The following is a 16,871-nucleotide window of genomic DNA, read 5'->3' as shown; positions in this document are numbered from 1 at the left end:
GGACGGTCAGGCGACGGCCAGGGTGGGCCGGACGCTGGGCCGGCAGTCCAGGACGTCGAGGGGCTGCCCCATCGCGACGGCGATCCTGCGGTCGCCGCGGTACGGGTCCCGGCCGTGCGCGCACAGCACGTTGTCGACCAGCATCACGTCGCCGACCTGCCAGCGCTCGCGCACGGTCGCGGCGTGGTACGCCTCGTTGAGGGCGTCGACGTCGGCGCGCTCCAGGGGTTCGCCGTCCCCGAAGCCGGTGTTGAACGGGAAGCCGTCCGGGCCGAACTCGTCGGTCATCGCCTCGCGGATGTCCGGGTCGAGCGACCACTCGCTCCAGAAGGCGAGGTGGTTGAACCAGACCTCCTCGCCGGTCGCCGGGTGGTGGATGGTGCCGGGGCGCAGCTGGCCGGTGCGCAGGTTGCCGTCCGGCAGCCACTCCCAGGTGATGCCGTTCTCCCGGCAGTAGGCCTCGACCTCGGCCCGGTCCTCGGTGGCGAAGGCGGTGCGCCAGCCCAGGGAGACGTAGTCCGAGTAGTTGCGGGTGAGCGTCCAGCCGGACGTCCGCATCCGCTCGACCAGGTGCGCGGGCAGGTGGTCGAGCACCTGGCGGCAGTCGGCGGTCGGGGTGGCGCCGCCCTCCTCGGGGGCGGTCAGGCAGGCGAAGAGCAGCCGGCCCGGGAAGGTGAGGGTGTAGCTGTTCTCGTTGTGCATCCGGATCGGCTGGGGCGACGGCAGGTCGGTGGAGGAGAAGACGCCGTTGCCGTAGTCGCTGCGCGGGGTGGCCTTCTCCCGGTAGGGGGTGCGCTCGGGGATGAGGACGTCGCGCACGGCGGCGACGTCCTCGGTGCTCGCGACCGGCAGGCCGCGCAGGAAGATCGTGCCGTGCCGGTGCAGGGCTTCGGTGAGCTCGGCCTCGTTCTCGCGCAGCCATGCGCGGGCCTCGCCGATGTCGGCGGTGCGCGGGGCGTGCGCGAGGGCCGGACGGCCGGGGTTCAGTTCCCAGGTCAGCATGGTCGCGCTCACTGCCGGGCGAGGGAGGCGGTCAGGCTGGCGGGCCGGATGTCGGTCCAGTTGGCCTCGATGTGGTCGAGGCAGCCCTGGCGGGTGTCCTCGCCGTGGACGGTGGTCCAGCCGGCCGGCACGTCGATCCAGACCGGCCACAGCGAGTGCTGGTTCTCGTCGTTGACCAGCACCAGGTAGCCGGCGTTGTCGTCCTCGAACGGGTTGCTCATGGTGTCCTCCTTGGGTTGCTTCGAAGGTAGGGGCGGGCCGGGGGGCGCAACGGCAGGAGTCGCGGCAGGAACGCGGCAGTTCGGCTCGGGCGCCCGTCGGCGGTCCGCGGCGGCCCGGTTCAGCGCGGGGTGAGGCGCACCGGGAAGTGGTCCAGGCCGAAGTTGATGATCGAGCGGTTGTGGACGACCGGCCCGGTCGGTTCGATCACGGCGACGCGCTCCAGCATCGCCGCGAACAGGGCGCCGAGTTCGGCCTTGGCCAGCGGCGCGCCGATGCAGTAGTGGGCGCCGAGGCCGAGGGCGAGGTGCTTGTTGGGGGCGCGGTCGAGCAGGATCTCCTCGGGCCGGTCGAAGGCCTCCGGGTCCCGGTTGGCGGACCACACCCAGACCGCGACCCGGTCGCCGCGCCGGATGGTGCGGCCGTCGAGCTCGGTGTCCCGGCTCGCGGTGCGCAGGGTGTGCAGCCCGACGGACGTCCAGCGCAGGAGTTCGTCCAGCGCCGAGTCCATGCCGACCTCACCCCGCTGCAACTGCCGCCACAGTTCCGGGTGCTGGACGAGGGTGTGCAGGCCCATGGCCGCGGTGTGACGGACGGTCTGGACGCCGCCGACCACGATGTTGTCCAGGTTGAGGACGACGTCCTCGATCGGCAGCAGCTTGCCGCCGACCCGGTAGGTGGCCATCTTGCTGATCAGGTCGTCGCGCGGGTCGGTGCGGCGCAGCATCACCTGGTGCAACAGGTAGGGGATGAGCTGCTGGTGGCCGGCCCGGCGCTCCTCGGGGGTGCGGCCGAGGAAGGCGACGTCACAGACCCGCTCGACCATCTCGCGGTCCTTCTCGGGGACGTCCAGGAGGTCGCACATGACGGACAGCGGCAGGGCGGAGACGGCGTCGACGAGGTCGACCTCGCCCAGCTCGACGGCCCGGTCGACGATCGAGGCGGCGAGTTCGGTGATGCCGCGGGACGCTCCGCGCACCGGGCCGGGGGCGAAGAACGGGTTGGCGGGCGCGCGGAGTTCGCGGTGCCGGGGCGGGTCGGTGAGGGCCATCATCCGGCCGGAGCCGACCGGGACGTTGCCCTCGCCGGCGCCGAGCAGCGAGCCCTGCTCGGAGCTGTAGAGCGTGGCGTTGCGCAGCACCTCCGCGGAGTGCCGGTAGGAGAGCACCGACCAGATCGGCCCGTCGTCGACGGTGTCGGTGCGGTGGACGGAGGCCTCCCGGCGCAGTTCCGCGACCAGGGCGGGGGTGTCGGGGCGGGCCCACAGGCCCGGGTCGGTGAGGTCGACCGCGGTGGTGGTCAGCATGGCTACTCCGTCGTGGACTGGTCGGCGGCGGCGCCGGCCCGGTGGCCCGGGCCCGGTCGCTCGATGAGGGAGGTCAGCAGGTCGACCGGGCCGGGCCCGTCGACGGTGGCGAGCAGGTGGCCGCCGGGGACGATGTGGTGGCCGCTGGCACCACGGGTGTGGACGGCCCAGCCCTGGAGTCCGGCGGAGCCGAGCATCGGGTCGTCGGCGCCGGCGACGGTGTGCAGGTCGGAGCCGATCGGCGGGTGCGGGCGGGGGCGGTAGGTGGCGACCACGGCCAGGTCGGTACGGATACCCTGAAGCGCGTGCTCCTTCAACTCCGAGTCGCCCTCGATGAGTTCACCCATGCCGGCCAGGCGAAGCAGGTCGTCTGCGGTGTGCTGCGGGCGGTCCCGGCCGGCCCAGGTGGCAGGCGGCGAGGCGGAGGCGGCGACCACCAGTTCGGGCCGCCGCTCGGCGGGCAGCGCCCGGGCGACCTCGTAGCCGAGCAGGGCGCCGAAGCTCTGCCCGTAGAAGCCGAACCGGCCCGTCAGGTGCGGGGTGAGGGCGTCCACGACGGCGTCGACCAGCAGGTCGAAGCTCGCGGGCATCGGGTGGCCGAGGCGACCGCCGCGGGCGGGCGGGCGCACCGCCCAGACCTCGGCGGTCGGGGCGAGGGCGCGGGCGAGCGGGGTGTAGGCGGTGGCGTCGCCCCCGGCGTGCGGGAAGCAGAACAGCCGGAACGGGCGGTGCGGTTGGGGCGCGGGGACGAGCAGCCAGTCCCCCTCGACGCGGGGGCGCACCCGCGTGGCGGTGGTCATGCGCCGCTGACCCGGGCGCGGGCGGTCAGGGCGGGCCGGGGGGCGGCGGTGCCGGCCTCGACGGCCTTCCCGACGGTGGCGGTGAAGGCGGCCAGGTCGGCCGAGTCCAGCAGGTGGCGCAGCTGGAGCTCGATGCCCAGCCGGCGGCGCAGCAGGTGGACGACGCGCAGCGCGGCGAGCGAGTGGCCGCCGAGCGAGAAGAAGTCGTCGGTGGGCGTGACGCCGGTCAGGCCGAGCACGGTGCGCCAGACCTCGGCGACCTGCTCCGCCAGCCCGCCGGGGCCCTCGGCGGGCGCCTCCTCGGCCGCGGGGGCGGGCTGCGCCGCGGGGGCGGGCAGGGCCGCGTGGTCGACCTTGCCGTTCGGGGTGAGCGGCATGGCGTCCAGCACGGTGATCGCCGAGGGCACCAGGTGCGCGGGCAGGGTGGCCCGCAGGCGCTCGGTCAGTTCGGCGGCGGCGGTGGCGCCGGTGACGTAGCCGACGAGCCGGCGGTCGCCGGGGGCGGGCTCGTGGACGGTGACGGCGGCGGCCTGGACGCCGTCCAGCCGGGCCAGCGCGTGCTCGACCTCGCCGAGCTCGATCCGGTAGCCGCGCAGCTTGACCTGGCGGTCGACCCGGCCGACGTACTCCAGCCGGCCGCCCTCGCCGCGCCGGGCCTGGTCGCCGGTGCGGTACATCCTCTCGCCGGGGGCGGTCGGGTCGGCGACGAAGCGTCCGGCGGTCAGCCCGGGGCGGCCCGGGTAGCCGTGGGCGAGCCCGGGCCCGGCGAGGTACAGCTCGCCGACGACGCCGTCGGCGACCGGGGCGAGCTTCTCGTCCAGCAGGTGGAGGCGCACGCCGGGCAGCGGATCGCCCAGGTGCGGACCGGGGCCGCTGATCGGCGTGGTGACGGCGTCGACGGTGCACTCGGTGGGCCCGTACAGGTTGAGCGCGTCGATGCCGCCGTCGGCGAGCTCCCGCCAGGTGTGCTCGGGGACGGGCTCGCCGCCCATGAACAGCCGCGGCACCCGGGCGCCGGTGAGCGGCTCGCGCAGCAGCTCCCAGTGCGAGGGGGTCAGGTCGAGGTCGGTGACGGCGTGCTCGGCCAGCAGGGCCGCCACCCGGGCGGGGTCGGCGCGGTGCTCGTCGCCGATGACCAGGACGGTGTCGCCGCGGCAGATCCGGGCCCACTGCTGGACGGAGGCGTCGAAGGAGACGCTGGCGTTCCAGCCGACCACCCCGGGCTCGGCACGGTAGGCGCCGGCGGCCTCCAGTGCCTCCACCAGGGCGGCGACGGCGCCGCGCGGCACCTCGACGCCCTTGGGGAGCCCGGTGGAGCCGGAGGTGTAGATGACGTAGGCGGGGTCGAGCGGGTCGGCCGCCTCCGGCAGATCAGGCCCGCCGGCGGCGGCGTCCGGGCGCAGGACCGGCACGCCCTGGGCCGCCGGGAGGCCGTCCGCGCTGATCAGGGCCGCGAGCCGCGCGTCGGCGGCCATGAAGGCCAGCCGCTCGGCGGGGTAGGCCGGGTCGAGCGGGACGTAGGCGGCGCCGGCCCGCCAGACGGCGAGCAGGGCGACCGGCAGGTCGGCGGTGCGGGCGAGGTGGACGCCGACCCGGTCGCCGCGGCCGACGCCGTGGGCGCGCAGGGCGCGGGCCAGCGCGGCGGTGCGCAGGTCGAGTTCGGCGAAGTCCAGGCGGGCCGCTCCGGCGAGGACGGCGGTGCGCTCGGGGTGGGCGGCGACGGCATCGCGCAGGCGGTGCAGGAGGTCGGTCATGACGGTTCCTCAGGACTCTCGGACGGAGGCGGCCATGGCGTGCAGGGCTGCCGTGTAGGTGTCGATGAACTGCTCGGCGGTGGTGTCGGTGACCAGGGAGCGCTGGTGGTCCACGGCGAGCAGCACGCGCTGCGAGACCGGGTCCTGGATCAGCGAGGCGCCGAACGCGAAGCTGTTGGGCTCGTGGCGCAGGGTCGGCTCGCAGCCGATCCGGCCGTCCACGATGCGGGCGGAGCTGAGCCGGCCCAGGGCGTGGAAGCGCAGGTAGCCGAACTGGCTGTCCAGCGCGGTGTCGGTCATCAGCCGGGCGAGCCGGGCGAAGGGCACCCGGCGGTGCGGCATCATGTCCAGTTCCTCCCGGTGCACCTCGCGCACCAGGGCGAGCAGGTCGTCGGTGGGCTCGCAGCTCAGCGGGACGGTGTTGAGGAACAGCCCGTACACCTCGGTGCCGCCGAGCCGTTCCAGCCGGCCGTTCACGGCGAGGCCGGTGGTGACGCGCCGTCGCCCGGTGACGGCGGCGAGGGCGTGCAGGTGGGCCGCGAGCGCGACCGACTTGAGGGGCACGGCCAGGGCGTCGGCGACCTGCCGCAGTTGCTCGGGCGCCTCGGGCAGCACCCGCTCGACGGTGCGCGGCGCCTCGTGCACGTCCTCGCTGCCGGGGAAGGACTGGCCGCTGACGCCGGACAGCCGGTCGCGCCAGTACGCGAGCGAGCGCTCGTCCCCGGCGGCCTGCCGTTCGACGGCCACGAAGTCGCGGAAGGCGGTGCGCGGCGGCGGGGTGGGGGCGCCGAGCGGGTCGGCGGCCAGGGCCGTGTGGCGCTCCAGGATCTCGGTGAACAGCGAGGTGAAGCTCCAGCCGTCGAGGATGGCGTGGTGCTCGGAGATGGTGAGCTGGAAGGCGTCCTCGGCCAGGCGCTGCACGGTGATCCGGAACAGCGGCGGGGCGGTGAGGTCGAAGGGCGTCCACCGGTGGGTGTCGAACACCTCGCGGACCGCCGTGTCCTGGTCGGGCTCGCCGCGCAGGTCGGTGAACTCGACGGGCGCGGGCAGCCGCCCGTACACGAGCTGGAGCGGTTCGCCGTAGCCGGACAGGTCGAGGCCGGTGCGCAGCACCGCGTGGCGCTCCATGGCCTCGGCGACCGAGCGGCGGAAGGCCTGTTCGTCGAGGTCGCCCGAGATCCGGTAGGAGTTGACGTTGTGGTAGCTGTCGGTGCCGCCGGCGATCTCCATGTGGAAGACCATGGAGAGCTGCATGGAGACCATCGGGTAGGCGTCGGCCAGGCCGGGCGGCAGGTCGTCGCGGTCCTCCGGGGTGATCAGGGAGAAGGGCTCGTGATCGGCCGGGCCTTCGGCGACGGGCTCGGCCAGCGGCAACAGGGCGGCGACCGTGGGGGCGTTGAAGACGTCCCGCAGGCTCACCCCCCAGCCGCGCTCGTGCAGCGCGCCGGCGAGCTGGACGGCCCGGATGGAGTCGCCGCCGAGGTGGAAGAAGTCGTCGTGGACGCCGATGCCGTCCACCCCGAGGACCTCCGTCCAGACGGCGGCGAAGGCCTCCTCCTCCGGGGTGCGCGGCTCGACGTGGCGGCCTCCGGTGGCCGTGCTGCGCTGGCCGGGGGCGGGCAGCGCGGCGCGGTCCACCTTGCCGTTGACGGTGAGCGGCAGCGACTCCAGGACGGTGAAGCTGGCCGGGACCATGTACGGGGGCAGCGAGCGGCCGAGGAAGGCGCGGACGTCGGCGGGCTCGCGCCCGGTGACGTACGCGGCGAGCCGGTCGTCGTGCACGGTGACGACGCAGGCGTCGACGTCCGGGTGGGCGGCGAGCGCGTTCTCGATCTCGCCGAGCTCGATCCGGAAGCCGCGCAGCTTGACCTGGAAGTCGGCGCGTCCGATGTACTCCAGACCGCCGCCGGGCAGACGCCGGGCGACGTCGCCGGTGCGGTAGAGCCGCGCCCCGGGCGGGCCGTAGGGGTCGGCGACGAAGCGGCCCGCGGTGAGGCCGGGGCGGCCCCAGTAGCCGTGGGCGAGGCTGCCGCCGCCGATGTACAGCTCGCCGGCCGCGCCGGGTGGCACCGGACGCAGCCAGTCGTCCAGGACCTGGGCGGTGAGGTGCGGCATGGGCGCGCCGATCAGGCTGCGCTCGAAGCCGGCGCTGCCGGCCAGGTCGTGGGTGGTGACGTGGACGGTGGTCTCGGTGATGCCGTACAGGTTGCAGAGCCGGGCCGGGGGCGGCGGGTCGAGTTCGAACCAGCGCTGGACGACGCCCGGGTCCAGCGCCTCCCCGCCGAGCATGATCCACTTCAGCGCGGACAGGTCGCGCGGGCCGCGCCGCAGCACGGGCTCCAGCTGGCGCAGCGCCGAGGGGGTGAGGCAGAGGAAGGAGACCCGCTCCTGCTCCAGCAGTTCGGCGAACTCCTCCGGCGAGCGGCTGGTGACGTAGGGGACGACGACCAGGCGGGCACCGTGCAGCAGGGCGCCCCACATCTCCCAGACCGTCCAGTCGAAGGCGTAGCTGTGGAAGAGCGTCCAGGTCTCCTCCGGGCCGAAGCCGAAGTGCTCCGCGCCGTCCGCCATGAGCCGGCTGACGTGCTCGTGGGCGACGGCGACGCCCTTGGGGCGGCCGGTGGAGCCGGAGGTGAAGATGATGTAGGCGACGTCGCCGGGGCGCCCGGCGGCCGGCGGGCGGTGGTCCGGCCGGGCGGCCAGGTCGGCGGCCTCGGCGGTCAGGTCGTAGGCCTGCCAGGGGCCTTCGGGGGCCCGGTCCGGGCGGTCGGTGACGACGAGGGTGACGTCGGCGTCGGCGAAGACGAGCGCGGCGCGGTCGGCGGGGGCGGCGAGGTCGACGGGCACGTACGCGGCGCCGGTCTTGAGCACGCCGAGGACGGTGACCAGGACGTCGGCCGTGCGGTCCAGCAGCATTCCGACGCGGTCGCCGGGGCCGGCCCCACGGGCGCGCAGGGCATGGGCCAGGCGGTTGGCCCGGCGGTCGAGTTCGGCGTAGCTCAGGGTGTGGCCGGAGTCGCTGACGGCGGGCCGGTCGGGGTGGGCGTCGGCGGCCTGCTCGAACAGCCGGTGCAGGCAGTGGCCGGGGGTGTCGGTGGCCCGGACGGCCTCGGCCCCGGCGGTGCGGCCGGTCAGCCGCAGCACGGTGGCGTCGGGCTCGTCCAGGGCCGCGGTGAGCAGGGCGCCGAAGTCGGCGGCCAGCCGGCGCACCGTCCCGGCGTCGAACAGCTCGCTGCGGTACTCGGCCTCGCCGCGCAGTTCGCCGCCGGGGTCGCCGGGGTCGCCGCCCGTCCCGCTGCCGGTCCCGCTGCTGTCGAAGACGGACCAGGTGAGGTCGAACTTGCTGGTGCCGTTGGAGCGCACCCGGCTCCCGGCGGTGGCCCGGCCGAGCACGAGCGGGGTGCGGTCCTCGCCGTGGGCGCCGAACACCACCTGGACCAGCGGCGGGTGCTGCGCGGTGCGGGCGGTGCCGAGCTGGTCGACCAGCTGGTCGAAGGGCACGTCGAGGTAGCCGTAGGCCTCGAAGGCGACGTCCTGGACGTGCTCCAGCAGGGCGCGGAAGCTCAGCCCGGGTGCGAGCCGCAGGCGCAGCGGCAGCAGGTTGACGAAGTAGCCGAGCAGGTGCTCCAGTTCGGGCCGGTTGCGGGTGGTGACGGGGGTGCCGATCACCAGGTCGTCGGCGCCGGTCCAGCGGTTCAGCAGCAGGGCGAAGGCGGCCAGTTGGACGGTGAAGGGGGTGACGCCCTCCGCCTCGGCCAGGGCGCGCACCTTCGCCGCCGTGCCGGGGGCGAGCCCGAACTCCTCGGTCCGTCCCGCCGCGCCGCGCTCGGCGGGACGGGGCCGGTCGGTGGGCAGCTCCAGCAGGGCGGGTGCGCCGTGCAGCTGCTCCTTCCAGTAGGTCAGGTGCTCCTCGAAGGAGGTGTCGAGCTCCTCCACCGCGTAGTCGGCGTACTGCACGGTCAGTTCCGGCAGGTCGGCGGCCCGGCCCTGCACCGCGGCGCCGTACAGGTCGGCGAGTTCGCGCTCGAAGACCTCGGCGGACCAGCCGTCCCAGACGATGTGGTGGACGGTGAACAGCAGCGTGGTGCGCTCGTCCGCCAGCTGGAAGGCCTCGGCGCGCAGCAGCGGTCCGGCGGCCAGGTCGAAGGGTTCGGCGCAGCGGGCGGTGAGCAGTTCCTCCAGGCGTCCGGCCTGCTCGGGGCCGCCCTGCGGGCGCAGGTCGGTCACCGCGAGCGGCACGGCGAGGGTGTGGTGGACCTGCTGGCGCGGGCCGTCGGGGTGCAGCGCGAAGGTGGTGCGCAGCACCTCGTGCCGGGCCACCAGGGCGTCCAGCGCGCGCTGGAGCAGCGGGAGGTCGAGCGGGCCGGTGACGTCGACCGTCCAGGGCGTGCAGTAGGTGACCTGCCGCGGATCGAGGCGGTCGAGGAACCAGAGGCCGCGTTGCAGCCCCGAGGCGGGCGCGGTGCGCGCCGGGTGGTCGGACGGGCTCACGGCCTCGTTCCCTTCGTGTGCGGTGCGGCCCGTCATCGGGCGGCCAGCCGTTCGGCGATGGCACTCACGGTCCTGGCCCGGAACACCAGTTGCGGGGGGACGCGGGTGCCGGTCTCCCGGGACAGCCGCATCGCGACCCGGACGGCGGCCAGCGAGTTGCCGCCGATCCGGAAGAAGTTGTCCTCCCGGCCGACCTCGGTGAGGTCGAGGACCTCGCACATGGCCTCGGCGACCAGCCGTTCGGCTTCGGTCAGCGGGTCGCGGGCGGCGGCCCGGCGCCCGGCGGGGGCGGGCAGTGCCTTCCGGTCGACCTTGCCGTTGTGGTTGAGCGGCAGGGCGTCCAGGACGTCCAGGGTGGCGGGCACCATGTGCTCGGGCAGCAGGCCGGCCAGGTGGTCGAGGAGCACCTCCGGGTCCGGTGCGTCGGCCCCGACGGTGACGTAGGCGGCCAGGCGGTGGTCGCCCGGGGCGGGTTCGTGGACGGTGACGGCGGCCTCCTGGACGGCGGGGTGCCGGGTGAGCGCGTCCTCGATCTCGCCGGGCTCGACCCGGAACCCGCGGATCTTGACCTGGTCGTCGATCCGGCCGGTGACCTCCAGCAGGCCCCCGGCGTTGACGTAGCCGAGGTCTCCGGTGCGGTAGAGGCGCTCGCCGGGGACACCGAACGGGGAGGCGACGAAGCGTTCGGCGGTGAGGCCGGGCCGACCGAGGTAGCCGTAGGCGAGACCGCCGCCGGAGGCGTACAACTCGCCGATCACGCCGGGCTCGACGGGGCGCAGCAGCTCGTCCAGGACCAGGACGCCCTTGCCGTTCAGCGCGACGCCGATCGGGACGGAGCTGCCGGTGACGTCCTCCGGGCCGACCTGGTGGCAGGTGGTCAGGCCGAGGCTCTCGACCGGGCCGTAGCCGTTGGCGACCACCAGGCCCGGGTGGTTCTCCAGGGCCTTGGCCACGTGGGTGACGGAGGCCCGCTCGCCGGCCGTGATGGCCAGTTTGAGGCCGTCGTAGGTCTCCGGGAGCTCCTCCAGCAGGAAGTTGAACAGGCTGGCGGAGAGCTGGAGTTCGGTGACGCCGTGGCGGCGGGTCAGCTCGGCGATGGTCTGCGGGTCCGGGCGCTGGCCGGGCTGCAGGACGCAGGCGCCGCCGAAGCAGAGCGCGCCGTAGAGCTCCAGCGCGAAGGCGTCCCAGGAGACCGGCGAGCACTGCAGCCAGACCTCGTCCGGGCCGAAGCGGGCGTAGTCCTGGCCGAGGTAGGTGGTGGTGAGCGCGCGGTGCGGGACGGCCGCGCCCTTGGGGCGGCCGGTGGAGCCGGAGGTGAACATCACGCAGGCGAGATCGGCGCCGTCGACCGGCAGGCCGAGGTCGTGCGCCGCGTACCGGGCCAGCTCGGCGGCCGCGGCGTCCAGGTCCACCTGGCGCCGGACGGCGAACGGCACGGTGGCGTGGCGGTGGGTGATCACCGTGGCGGCGCCGGTGTCGGCGACCGCGCCGGCCAGCCGCTCGGCCGGGAAGTCCGGGTCCAGCAGGGTGTAGGCGGCGCCGGTCTTGAGTGCGGCCAGCAGCGCGGTGACCATCTCCGGCCCGCGCTCGGCGAGTACGGCGACGGTGTCGCCGCGGCCGATGCCGAGGCCCACCAGGTGGCGGGCCAGCCGGTTCGCGGCGGCGTTCAACTCGCCGTACGGGACGGTCCGTTCACCGGAGATCAGGGCGGTGGCCTGCGGGGCCCGGGCGGCCTGCGCCTCGAACAGGGCGTGCCCCGGCACCTCCAGGGCGGCGGCCAGGGTGCCCAGCCACTGCTCGCACAGGCCGGCCATGGTGGAGGCCTCGAAGAGGTCGCTGTCGTACTCGAAGCGGCCGGTGAAGCCGGTGCCGCGGTCGTCCACCGAGACGGACAGGTCGAAGCGGGAGACGGGGTTGGAGTGCAGATCGCGGGTGACCTCGCACCCGCCGACGGTCAGCGGGCGGGTGTCCAGCGGGTGCAGCTCCAGCAGCACCTGGCACAGCGGGTTGCGGTCCTCGGGGCGTTCCTCCAGCACCGCGTTCGCGATGTCGTCGAAGGGCACCTCCTGGTGCCGGTAGCCACCGATCGACACCTCGCGCACGTGCCGGACCAGTTCGCGGAAGGAGACGCCCTCCTCGACCTTCAGGCGCAGCGGCAGCAGGTTGACGAAGTAACCGATCAGGCCGTCGAGTTCGGCCCGGCCACGGACGTTCACCGGCGAGCCGAGCACCAGGTCGCGCTGCCCGGAGCGGCGGTGCAGGGTGAGCGCCAGCCCGGCGAGCAGCACCATGAACGGGGTGGCGTCCTCGCTGCGGGCGAGCGCCCGGACGGCCCCGGCCACCGGATCCGGCATCGCGAAGCGGTGGAACGCGCCGCGGAAGGCCTGCTCCTCGGGGCGGGGGTGGTCCGGCGCCAGCGCGTCGACGTCCGGAACGTCGGCCAACTGCTCTCGCCAGTAATCGAGTTGCTGCTCGGCGGTGTCGTCCTGGTACTGCCAGGCCGCGTAGTCGCCGTACTGGACGGCGAGTTCCGGCAGCTCGGCCGGGCGCCCCTCGGCCGCCGCGGCGTACAGCTCCTGGAGCTCGGCCTCCAGCACCGGCAGCGAGCCCTCGTCCCAGACGATGTGGTGGAGGAGCAGCAGCAGCGTGGTCGCCCCGGCGGCCCGGAAGACCCGCGCCCGCACCAGCGGCCCGACCGCCAGGTCGAAGGGCTCCAGCGCGGCCTCGGCCACCAGGTCGTCCACCTGGTCGGCGGTGGTCTCGGTGAGCGTGAACGGCAGCTCCACGGCCGGGTGGACGACCTGGCGCGGACCGTCCTCGGCGAGCTCGAAGGTCGTCCGCAGGCTCTCGTGCCGCGCCACCACCCCGGCCAGCGCCTGCCGCAGCAGCTCGGGGTCGACCGGCCCGGCGAACCGGAACACCCAGGGCACCACGTAGGTCGGCGCGTCCGGGTTCCACTGGTCGAGGAACCAGAGGCCGCGCTGGAACTTGGACAGCGGGGCCTCGGCGGCGCCCGAGCGGACCAGCGCCGGGCGCTCACCGCCGGAGGCGGCGGTCACCGCGGCGGCGAACTCCGCCAGCGTCGGCGCGTCGAAGATGGTGTACGGGGACACCATGCCGAAGACGTCGAAGACCCGGCCCACCACCCGCACGGCCGTCAGCGAATCGCCGCCCAGGTGGAAGAAGTTGTCGTCCGCCCCGACTTCGGGCACCCCGAGCACGTCCGCCCAGACCGCCGCGATCAGCTGCTCGGCGGGCGTGCGCGGCGGGCGGCCGGCGGGCTGGCCCTCGGGCGCGGCCTGCGGCTCGGGCAGGGCCTGGCGGTCCACCTTTCCGCCGCCGGTCAGCGGGAAGGCGTCCAGCGCCGTGAGCGTCGCCGGGATCATGTGCTCGGGCAGCCGCTCGGCCAGCCAGTCCCGCGCCTCGGCGTACCGCGGCGCGGCACCGGTCAGGTACCCGGCCAGCCGGCCCTCGCGCGCCACCACCACGCAGCCGGTGACGCCCGGGTACCCGGCCAGCACCTGCTCGATCTCGCCCGGCTCGACCCGGAAGCCGCGGACCTTCACCTGGTGGTCGCTGCGGCCGACGAACTCCAGCGGGCCGTCCTCGGTCGTGCGGCGCACCACGTCGCCGGTGCGGTACATCCGCGCGCCGGGAGCGCCGCTCGGCGCTGCGGCGGGGTCTGCGAGCGGCTCCGCGGGCGGGGCCACGAACGGGGCCACGAACGGGGCCACGAACGGGTCCGCGACGAAGCGGTCGGCGGTCAGGCCCGGGCGGCCGAGGTAGCCGGAGGCCAGCAGCGGCCCGCCGACGTACAGTTCGCCGGCCGTGCCGGGCGGCACCGGGCGCAGCCGCTCGTCGAGCACGTAGAGCCGCCGCCCGCCGAGCGCGGTCCCGATCGGCACGCCCGCCTCGGGCTGCTCGCCCGCGAGCCGGTGGGTGGTGGCGGTGACCACCGTCTCGGTCGGTCCGTACGCGTTCAGCAGCGGCACCCCGGTCGCGGCCCACCAGGCGGCGGCGGTGGCGGGCTCCAGCTTGTCGCTGCCCGAGATCATCAGCCGAAGGGTGCGCGGCACCCTGCCGCCCAGGGCCGCCACCACGTCCTGGAAGTAGCCGGCGGCCAGGTTGGCGACGGTGACGCCCTCGGCGTCCAGCAGGTCCAGCAGTTCGGCCGGGGAGAGGAGTCGGTGCTCCGGGAGGACCAGGCAGGCCCCGGCGGACAGCGCGCCGAGGACCTGCTCCACGGCCACGTCCACCGTCGGACGGGCGAACTGCAGCACCACGTCCCGCTCGGTCAGGCCGAAGGTCCGGACGGCGGCGGCCAGGTGGCCGGTCAGCGCGGCGAGCGGGACGTGCACGCCCTTCGGACGGCCGGTGGTGCCGGAGGTGTAGATGACGTAGCCGGCACCGCCATCGCCAGCACCGGCAACGGCGCCCGCGCCGTCGCTGAGCCCGGTGAGCTCGGTGAGCTCCTCGCCGCCGAGGGCCAGGGAGGCCCCGGCGTCCTCGGTGATCCAGCGGTTGCGCTCCTCCGGGGCCTCCCGGTCCAGCGGCAGGTAGGTGGCCCCGGCCCGCAGGACCGCCAGCAGCGCGACCACGTGGTCCAGCCGGTCGCGGCCGGTGACGGCGACCGTCCCCCCGGGGGCGAGCCGGGCGGCGAGCGCGGCGGTCAGGCCGTCCAGCTCCCGGTAGCTGACGGTCCGGCCGCCGGTGCGGACGGCCGGCCGCTCCGGAAAGCGGCGGACGGCGGAGGCGAACGGCTCGAAAGCGGGCGGCTCGAAAGCGGACACCGTGATTTCAGGCGCCGTGATTTCGGGCGCAGCATTCTCAGTAGGGAAACCGCGAGAGGACATCATCCAGCCCCAGAAGTGAGATGAATCGGCGACGAGTTCGACGATAGGGGGAATTCGACGGCCCTATCGGCAGGAAATGAGGAAGGAAATCGGCAGTTTCCGGTGCCGCTTTCCGGACCTGCCGCAGGAATCGACCCGGGCAGGCCGGGGCTACCGGCCGGCGGTGGTTCCGTATTCCTCGGGGGACCAGACGTCCTCCCGGTCCAGGGCCTGCGGCGCGTACTTTCCGAGCGCACTGATCAGCAGTCGGAGTTCCAGCGCCAGACAGTCCACGAAACGGCGGAGCCCGGATTCCCGGTCCTCCGCCACGGCGAGCAGCGCCGCCCGCCCGAGGCCCACCGCGCGGGCCCCCAGGGCCAGGCTCTTGACCGCTCTGGCGCCTTCCCAGATGCGCCCGGAGACCAGCAGCGAGGGCGGCGGCGCGACCGCCAGCCGGCGCAGGCACTCCGCGAGCGGCAGTCCGACGTGTGGCAGGAACACCCCGGGCGCCCAGCCGGTTCCGCCTTCGGCGCCGTCCACCACGACGGCGTCCGCCCCGGCCTCGTGCGCCACCCGGGCGGCCTCGGCCACGTCCCGGCCGGGGTAGAGCTTCACCCAGATCCGCACCCGGGGGTAGTTGTTGCGCATCAGCCGGATCTGCTGGCGCAGGATCTCCGCGGTGAAGGTACCCGGGGTGGCGGCGCGCAGCACCCGCCCGTCGCCGAACAACGGGTCCAGCCCGAAGCGGTCGCCCAGCGCGGCGGCGGCCTCGGCCTCCAGCACGGTCATGCCGCCCAGGCCCGGTTTGGCGCCCTGGCCGACCTTCAACTCGAAGGCCAGCCGTCCGGATTCCAGCAGGGGCAGGGCGGCCGGGTCGCTGTGGACGAGGTTCCACACCTCGGCGTCGGCGTCCTCGGTGCTCTGCTGGACGGCCACGCCGCCGAGGCCGTCCGGGAGTTCCTCGGTGTAGGCGCGCAGCCGGCCGAGCAGCGTGCGGTCGGCCGCCTCGCCGAGCCTGCCGTAGCCGTTCACCGGCACCACGTTCTCGCCGATCACCATCGGGATGCCGAGCGCCCCGGCCTGCCGGCTCAGCGCCAGCCCGAGGTCACCGCCGGCGGCCCGGGTGGAGCCGGTCGCGGAGACGTACACCGGCAGCGCGGAGGCGAACCCTCCGATGGTGGTGGCCAGTTCGACGTCCCGGTAGTCGGGCTCGCGGCCGAGGTCGATCAGCTTGGCCAGCCGCTGCGGCAGGAACAGCGGCGGGACGATCCGCAGCGCGTCCAGGGCGTCCGGCGGCGCCGCCCGGTCCGCCGCGCCCGGCCGGCCGGCGCCGAACAGCACGTGTCCGTACTCCTCGGCGGGCGGGAAGGCGGCGGCGGCCCCGGCGCGGGCCCGATGCCGGACCTCCTCCTCCGGGAATCCCGGCGCGCTGAGGTCGCTCACGGGGACACCACTCCGGCGATCTTCGGGAAGGCGCTGGCCTGCCAGACGGCGTCCAGCCCGGCGACGTACCGGGTGAGCCTCTCGACCCCGATGCCGAAGCCCGCGCTGGCCGGCACCCCCTCGCGCACCAGGTCCAGGTACCAGCGGTACTTCTGCGGGTTCTCGCCGGTCTCCCGCATCCGGGTGACGATCTCCGCGTAGTCGTTGGTGCGCTGGCTGCCGCTGCACAGTTCACCGTAGCCCTCGGGCGCCAGCAGGTCGAAGTTGCGCAGCAGGCCCGGGTCGTCGGGGTGCTCGCGGTCGTAGAAGCCGCGCGAGCCCTTCGGGTAGTCGGTGACGAAGAACGGCCGGTCCCGGCGGGCCGACAGCAACGCCTCGCCCTCCCAGTCGAGTTCGGCCTCGGGGCTCTGCGGGTGCCCGATGCCCTGGAGTTCGGCGACCGCCTCGGCGTGCCGGATGCGGCCGAAGGAGCCCTGCAGCAGTTCGGCGAAGGCCTGCGGGTCCCGGCCGAGTTCGGCGAACTCCTTGGGCAGCGCGCGGACGGTGCTGTCGACCATGTGCACCACCAGGTCCTCGGCCAGCTGGACGACGTCGTCCCGGCTCGCGCCGGCGACCTCCACGTCCAGCTGGTGGAACTCGGCGAGGTGGCGGCTCGTCCCGGCGGTCTCCAGCGGTTCCAGGCGGACGTTCGGGGCGATGCAGAAGATCTTGTCGAAGGCGAGCAGCGAGGCCTGCTTGTACAGGATCGCGCTGGTCATCAGCTTGTAGCGGTGGCCGTAGAAGTCGATGTCCACCTGCTTGGAGCCGCGCGCACCGGGATCGGTGACCGGGCCGATGATCGGCGGCAGCAGTTCGGTGAAGCCCCGGCCGCGCAGGAACTCGCGGGCCGCGGTGAGCAGGTGCTGCTGGATCCGGAGCGCGCTGCGGGTGGCCGGCGCGGTCAGGTGCCGGCCCGGGTCGGTCGGCGGCAGGAGCGTGGGGTCGGGCATGGTCGGGTCCTCTTCTCTCGTTCTCTCGTGGAGCG

At 74.7% G+C, this 16,871-nt stretch carries 9 protein-coding genes; all 9 read right to left on the bottom strand.

Features of this window, described 5'->3' with window-relative positions; translation table 11 throughout:
- Positions 1–6 precede the first annotated feature (6 nt).
- Positions 7–1,002 (bottom strand): TauD/TfdA family dioxygenase, encoded by a 996-nt coding sequence (locus AC07BF_RS14140; protein ID WP_363586027.1) that lies wholly within the window; start codon positions 1,000–1,002, stop codon positions 7–9.
- Between the two features lie 8 nt (positions 1,003–1,010).
- On the bottom strand, positions 1,011–1,223 hold the full coding sequence (locus tag AC07BF_RS14135; RefSeq protein WP_063350320.1) for an MbtH family protein: 213 nt from the start codon (positions 1,221–1,223) through the stop codon (positions 1,011–1,013).
- Between the two features lie 119 nt (positions 1,224–1,342).
- Positions 1,343–2,527 carry a cytochrome P450 gene (locus AC07BF_RS14130; protein WP_363586026.1) on the bottom strand — a complete coding sequence of 395 codons (1,185 nt, stop codon included), beginning with the start codon at positions 2,525–2,527 and terminating at the stop codon, positions 1,343–1,345.
- A gap of 2 nt (positions 2,528–2,529) precedes the next feature.
- Complete coding sequence (locus tag AC07BF_RS14125; protein ID WP_363586025.1) at positions 2,530–3,327, bottom strand: thioesterase II family protein; 798 nt, start codon at positions 3,325–3,327, stop codon at positions 2,530–2,532.
- Positions 3,324–5,081 (bottom strand): non-ribosomal peptide synthetase, encoded by a 1,758-nt coding sequence (locus tag AC07BF_RS14120; protein ID WP_363629441.1) that lies wholly within the window; start codon positions 5,079–5,081, stop codon positions 3,324–3,326. Before AC07BF_RS14120 ends, AC07BF_RS14125 begins: the two co-directional genes overlap by 4 nt.
- A gap of 9 nt (positions 5,082–5,090) precedes the next feature.
- Complete coding sequence (locus AC07BF_RS14115; protein WP_363629443.1) at positions 5,091–9,572, bottom strand: amino acid adenylation domain-containing protein; 4,482 nt, start codon at positions 9,570–9,572, stop codon at positions 5,091–5,093.
- A 32-nt stretch (positions 9,573–9,604) separates the two neighbouring features.
- Positions 9,605–14,362, bottom strand: coding sequence for an amino acid adenylation domain-containing protein (locus tag AC07BF_RS14110; protein WP_478333405.1), 4,758 nt, complete (start codon positions 14,360–14,362; stop codon positions 9,605–9,607).
- Positions 14,363–14,575: 213 nt separating this feature from the next.
- A complete protein-coding gene (locus AC07BF_RS14105) occupies positions 14,576–15,847 on the bottom strand; it encodes a glutamate synthase-related protein (RefSeq protein WP_363586020.1) in 1,272 nt (423 codons plus the stop codon).
- Positions 15,844–16,836, bottom strand: coding sequence for an asparagine synthetase A (locus AC07BF_RS14100; protein ID WP_363586019.1), 993 nt, complete (start codon positions 16,834–16,836; stop codon positions 15,844–15,846). The genes AC07BF_RS14105 and AC07BF_RS14100 overlap by 4 nt, the downstream gene beginning before the upstream one ends.
- Between the last annotated feature and the right edge of the window lie 35 nt (positions 16,837–16,871).

The organism is Kitasatospora sp. NPDC043950 (assembly GCF_056435345.1).
Note: the sequence above shows the minus strand (reverse complement) of the source record. Positions and strands in the feature narration are given on the sequence as shown.

Bases quoted from the DNA above. Each gene is read 5' to 3' on its own strand.
- AC07BF_RS14140 (WP_363586027.1), bottom strand. From the start codon at position 1,002: ATGCTGACCTGGGAACTGAACCCCGGCCGTCCGGCCCTCGCGCACGCC.
- AC07BF_RS14135 (WP_063350320.1), bottom strand. From the start codon at position 1,223: ATGAGCAACCCGTTCGAGGACGACAACGCCGGCTACCTGGTGCTGGTC.
- AC07BF_RS14130 (WP_363586026.1), bottom strand. From the start codon at position 2,527: ATGCTGACCACCACCGCGGTCGACCTCACCGACCCGGGCCTGTGGGCC.
- AC07BF_RS14125 (WP_363586025.1), bottom strand. From the start codon at position 3,327: ATGACCACCGCCACGCGGGTGCGCCCCCGCGTCGAGGGGGACTGGCTG.
- AC07BF_RS14120 (WP_363629441.1), bottom strand. From the start codon at position 5,081: ATGACCGACCTCCTGCACCGCCTGCGCGATGCCGTCGCCGCCCACCCC.
- AC07BF_RS14100 (WP_363586019.1), bottom strand. From the start codon at position 16,836: ATGCCCGACCCCACGCTCCTGCCGCCGACCGACCCGGGCCGGCACCTG.